We start from the raw sequence: 4,578 nt of genomic DNA on the forward strand, positions 1-4,578 counted from the left end.
CTGTAATTGAATTATCTGTTTCAAATTCCCCAACATTTAAAGAATGGTTTGCATTTTTGACAATCTCAATCTTTAAATTGGATTGCTCTAATCGCTCCATTTGATTTGCATTGTATTGATGATCTTTGTCCCCAATAACTAATAGCCCTTCATGATGACTATGTAAGATAGAATCAAAAATCGAATCAAACGTCAGTAAAGGTGTAAGTAATAACATCTTTGACTGTAAGTATTCCTCTCTCTTCATTAAGTCATTTGCAATCGGGATTGTTCCGAGTGATTTTCCTAAAAACATCGAATTGCTATATTGCCCACTTTTTAGCACTTCAATAATGACAGGATTAATATCATCCATCATTACTTTCGTTATTTCTTCCATTGGTTTTTCCATTAATTGTCCATCGTAGGAATAATGAATATGTACTACATCTATTTTATTTTCAAGCATAAGCATCGTTGCATAATAGAATAACGGTTTATCATAATTGTAGCCTGAACCTGAGAACATAAAACAAATTGTATTAGCACCTTTTTCGATATGTGTGTAACGAATGACTTTATCATCTATATGTATCTCTTTTTTAGTCCCCTTCACCGTTTTCCCCCTCCGGACATGTTTACTTTTGTAAAACGATATGTTCTGTATGAACTGATACATCCTTTACTTTCTCTTTTATAAACGCTGGCTGTAAGTTATATGCATCTAACTCTTCTACCGGCACCCACTTAAACATATATGTTCTACCCTCTTCATTCAGAATATATTGGTCGGCTCCATTCGCGGGTAATTCATGCAGCTCTACTTCATAGTAAAAGCTAATTTCATGAAACTTTCGCTCAGAAAGTGTAAAGAAATTTTCTACTGACCATATTAACCTCTTTACTTCAATTGGAACAGCTAGTTCTTCTGCAAGCTCTCGTTTTAACGCATCTTCACTATTTTCTAACATTTTCACTCGTCCGCCCGGTACATACCAAAAATCTTCACCGTCACCTTGCAGAATGAGTATTTTATTATCCTGTTTACAAATTGCTCCGACTCGGTAATTAAAACATGTTTCCTCTACTTTAAACGTAAGATCCACACCGATTTCCCCCTATATTTTATTTAAATATTGAATCATTACAAAACTATTATGTATGTGCTGTACAAATAAGATTACTAAATTTTTCTATTCCGTTCAATGATTTTTGATTTTTTCAAAAACTCGATACACTTGATTTGTCATTACAAGTAAATATACATATGTTACAATCACATTGCACACTAGAAAACATTATGGGGGTACGAATGGAAACGTTATTAATCCAGCAGACTGAGAAATCAAATAAGTTTTGGAAAATCGTTGTGAAAGATAGAGACTATGTTGTGTTTTACGGAAAAATTGGCACAGCTGGTAGTGTGAAAGCGAAAGAGTTTGAAACAGCAGAAGAGTGTATAAAAGAAGCTAACAAACTAATCGCTTCCAAACGAAAAAAAGGATATACAGACCCGTGCCCTGGGGAAGATTATATAAAAGAAAAAACGATAACAGAAGAAGAATTTTGGGAACTACTTGATCGTACAAAAACGAAAGGTGAAGACCAAGAAGAACAACTAGAATGGCTTACTTCTCACCTTGCTAAACGTACAGTACATGAAATTGTAGCTTTTGACACACATATGCATCGCATATTAAAAGATTCCTATACATCTCGCTTATGGGCAGCAGCTTATATTATTTTAGGCGGTTGTTCGGATGATTGTTTTGATTACTTCCGCGGATGGTTATTATATCAAGGGAAAGAAACTTATGAAGCGTGTATTGAAGATCCAGAACGGTTAATTCCTGTATTAGAAAATTTGAGTGAGTATGACGTACCAAATATTGAAGAACTTTCTTTATACTTCGGTTTCACTGTATATGCAGAAAAAACAGGAGATGAAGATGATACATACTTTACACTTTACCATGTCTTATCCAATGAAAAATTCGACGAGATAGATTTTGAGTTTGACTGGGATGAAGATGACGAAGAAGGATTGAAAAAGATGTTTCCTAGACTGTGGGAGATGTACGGGGAAGAACCGATTGAGTGGTAGATTTACATACGAAAAACGCCTTGTTTCTTTAGTAACAAGGCGTTTTTTCTTCATACTATGTCTAAATTGTTATCTTTCCACTCCCCCACCACTTCATAAAAGTTTTTAAGGAAGGAGCAACCCACGTCCTACTATCATTTTCATGATTCCATACATATATATCATCTCTTTGCACTATTTCATTCAAAATGGAATAGCCAAACAAATCACCATTTCCGCCATCAGCAAAAAATAATAAACAGTCAAAAGGCATGTACAAATCCTTGAATACGACTGTATTTCTCATATTCATATTTTCCGTTTTAATTCTTGAAGCATCCCAAATAAAGTCCCCATATTCACCTTCTATACCGTTTGTTTCCTGTAATAAATGTGATAAATCATTCGGTAACTCCACGTGCAAATATTTTTGTACTTCAGTAAGTTCATCCTTCGTAGCTGGATTTTTCAATCTTAAGTCTAAAGAAATACTTCGAATGATATTTTTCCACATAACCTTTTATCCTTCCTATAGTCCCTCATGTTCAATCAAGTTTATACCAATAATCAAATTGGGTATGCACTTGAATCACATATGTTATCGTCTCTGGATCACTAGGTTGCTTTTCCTTCTTTATAGCTCTAATATCATATTCACTTACATAACGAATTCCTCCCATTTTATCTCGGTAATAATTTCCTTTATCAGTTTCTATTTCCACACTATCCTCAAAAAAGTATATCTGAATTTCTACACCGACCACGTTAGAATTAGGATATTTTAACTTTCCTATTTTTTGATAGAATGAGATTACTTCTGCCTTCGATTGCTTCGTTTCTATAACTCGATTCGCTACTACTTCCCAATAACCGCCATTTGCTAATTCAATCCAATTCTTCTCATCCACCTCATAATCCTTAATTGCTTTACTATCCAATGGCATCGGCAATTGAAAAAATTCAGAAGAAAAGGAACGAGAGATATACCACGTACTATTTCTTACGAGAATGACAGTTAGCAAGAGGATTATAACCGTTAAAATTATCGTCCTTTTTCTAACCTTTTTTAATTGATCTATCATATTTCTCTCCATCCCTATTATCTATAAAAACTATCCATTCCACTTTTCTAACAATTCCTTCTCCCTTTCAACTGAAATACCTGCTTTTAATTCCCATTCATCCATACTCTTCATCCAGTCATACACGTCTTTAACTGTCTCTTCTAACCTTCTAAAAGTAAGCCCTTCTTTAACGGCACTCTCGATACTAATAGAGAATCCACCTTTCCACGGATCTGTTTCACCTTCTAATGCAAAAGTTTCAGGAAGCCATAATGGCATTTTCGTCCATGGCTGCACTTTATTCTCATGCATAAATGATTCATCAACCCAAACGAATTCAGCATCACTATTCGTAACTTTTTTACACGTATTTAATAGCTCTTCCATCGTCAATTCATCATTTGGACCTGTTATATTGAATGTACCTGCTTTATTATTTTCTGCCATGTTTAGTCCAAAGCTCGCAACATCTTTTATATCAACGAACTGTACTGGACGGTCTTTTCTTCCTGGCACTAACACTTTTCCGCCCTTTGCTACGCGCTGAATCCAGTATGGAAGCCGATCTGTATAATCAAACACTCCCGAAAGAAGTCCCGCTCTTACGTGTAAAACACGCCCCGGCCAATACTTCTCTGCCTCTTTTTCACATAATACTTTAAGCGCACCATAATGCTCGTAAGGCGATATTTCACCATTCTCTACAGCCTTTATCTGATCACTCGTCGGTTCGGGTTGTAATATATAGTCTTCTTTTATGTGATGAGGGATCCAATCTTTATATACGGAAATGCTTGAGATAAATATATAGTGTTCAATATTATCTTTAAGTACTTCTCCAACATTCCTAATATGATGTGGAGAAAATCCACACGTGTCTATGACAACATCCCATTTTCGATTTTTTAAACTTGATACATCGTTATTTCTGTCACCGATTAACTGCTCTACTTTAGGAAAAATTTCTTTGTTTGTTCCACGGTTGAATAATGTAACTTCATGCCCTCTCTGTAAAGCCTCATCTACAAATGCTCTTCCTAAAAATCGTGTACCACCTAGAATTAGAATTTTCATGGTTTTCCCCCATTCAATCAGATGCATAATAAAAACCTTTTCATTTTTATAACGATTTTGCCTTGTGAAAAGTTACGGGTACTTTTCATTTTTTCTATAGTTAATATAACGTCATCCAAATTTGTAACTTGTGACATACCTTTTTATCGAATTCGAATGTAATGAAGACGATAAAGAGGGATTGAGAAGTATCTCAACTAAGTTATAGTGGTAAATCCACATCTACGAAAATACTTATTTATACGAGAAATGCTCCTACCAAATTGATAGAAGCATTTCTTTCTCAACATTTTTTTACTTTTATATACTTGAATTGAAATTAAACTGAGCAATCCCATAAATAAACAAATCGCACCTAGAATTGTATAAGAATTTCCG

Annotated in this window: 6 protein-coding genes; 1 reads left to right on the plus strand and 5 read right to left on the minus strand. The window is 34.6% G+C overall.

The features are described from left to right. Nucleotides 1-595: alpha/beta hydrolase (locus AB3X48_RS18230; RefSeq protein ID WP_367959786.1), on the minus strand; the 595-nt coding region annotated here is incomplete at its 3' end. A gap of 22 nt (nt 596-617) precedes the next feature. Beyond that, nucleotides 618-1,085 (minus strand): NUDIX hydrolase, encoded by a 468-nt coding sequence (locus tag AB3X48_RS18235; RefSeq protein WP_070128575.1) that lies wholly within the window; start codon nt 1,083-1,085, stop codon nt 618-620. A 206-nt stretch (nt 1,086-1,291) separates the two neighbouring features. Between AB3X48_RS18235 and AB3X48_RS18240 the strand changes: the two genes are divergently transcribed. Next, on the plus strand, nt 1,292-2,083 hold the full coding sequence (locus AB3X48_RS18240; RefSeq protein WP_199715315.1) for a DUF4240 domain-containing protein: 792 nt from the start codon (nt 1,292-1,294) through the stop codon (nt 2,081-2,083). Nucleotides 2,084-2,144: 61 nt separating this feature from the next. On the opposite strand, the gene AB3X48_RS18245 is transcribed toward AB3X48_RS18240, so the two are convergent. From AB3X48_RS18245 to AB3X48_RS18255, 3 genes are read right to left on the minus strand one after another with little or no spacing between them, the layout of a single operon-like run. Then, the gene (locus tag AB3X48_RS18245) at nt 2,145-2,576 is read right to left on the minus strand and encodes an SMI1/KNR4 family protein (RefSeq protein WP_016105272.1); all 432 of its coding nucleotides are present in this window, start codon (nt 2,574-2,576) and stop codon (nt 2,145-2,147) included. 31 nt (nt 2,577-2,607) lie between these two features. Next, on the minus strand, nt 2,608-3,144 hold the full coding sequence (locus AB3X48_RS18250) for a hypothetical protein (protein WP_016105273.1): 537 nt from the start codon (nt 3,142-3,144) through the stop codon (nt 2,608-2,610). 30 nt (nt 3,145-3,174) lie between these two features. Further along, nucleotides 3,175-4,200 carry an SDR family oxidoreductase gene (locus AB3X48_RS18255; protein WP_199715314.1) on the minus strand — a complete coding sequence of 342 codons (1,026 nt, stop codon included), beginning with the start codon at nt 4,198-4,200 and terminating at the stop codon, nt 3,175-3,177. Between the last annotated feature and the right edge of the window lie 378 nt (nt 4,201-4,578).

This window comes from Bacillus sp. S4 (assembly GCF_040838205.1).
Lineage (GTDB): Bacteria > Bacillota > Bacilli > Bacillales > Bacillaceae_G > Bacillus_A > Bacillus_A cereus_U.

Excerpts from the sequence above, each read along its gene's own strand:
- AB3X48_RS18240 (WP_199715315.1), top strand. The coding sequence starts at position 1,292 with ATGGAAACGTTATTAATCCAGCAGACTGAGAAATCAAATAAGTTTTGG.
- AB3X48_RS18255 (WP_199715314.1), bottom strand. The coding sequence starts at position 4,200 with ATGAAAATTCTAATTCTAGGTGGTACACGATTTTTAGGAAGAGCATTT.
- AB3X48_RS18250 (WP_016105273.1), bottom strand. The coding sequence starts at position 3,144 with ATGATAGATCAATTAAAAAAGGTTAGAAAAAGGACGATAATTTTAACG.
- AB3X48_RS18245 (WP_016105272.1), bottom strand. The coding sequence starts at position 2,576 with ATGTGGAAAAATATCATTCGAAGTATTTCTTTAGACTTAAGATTGAAA.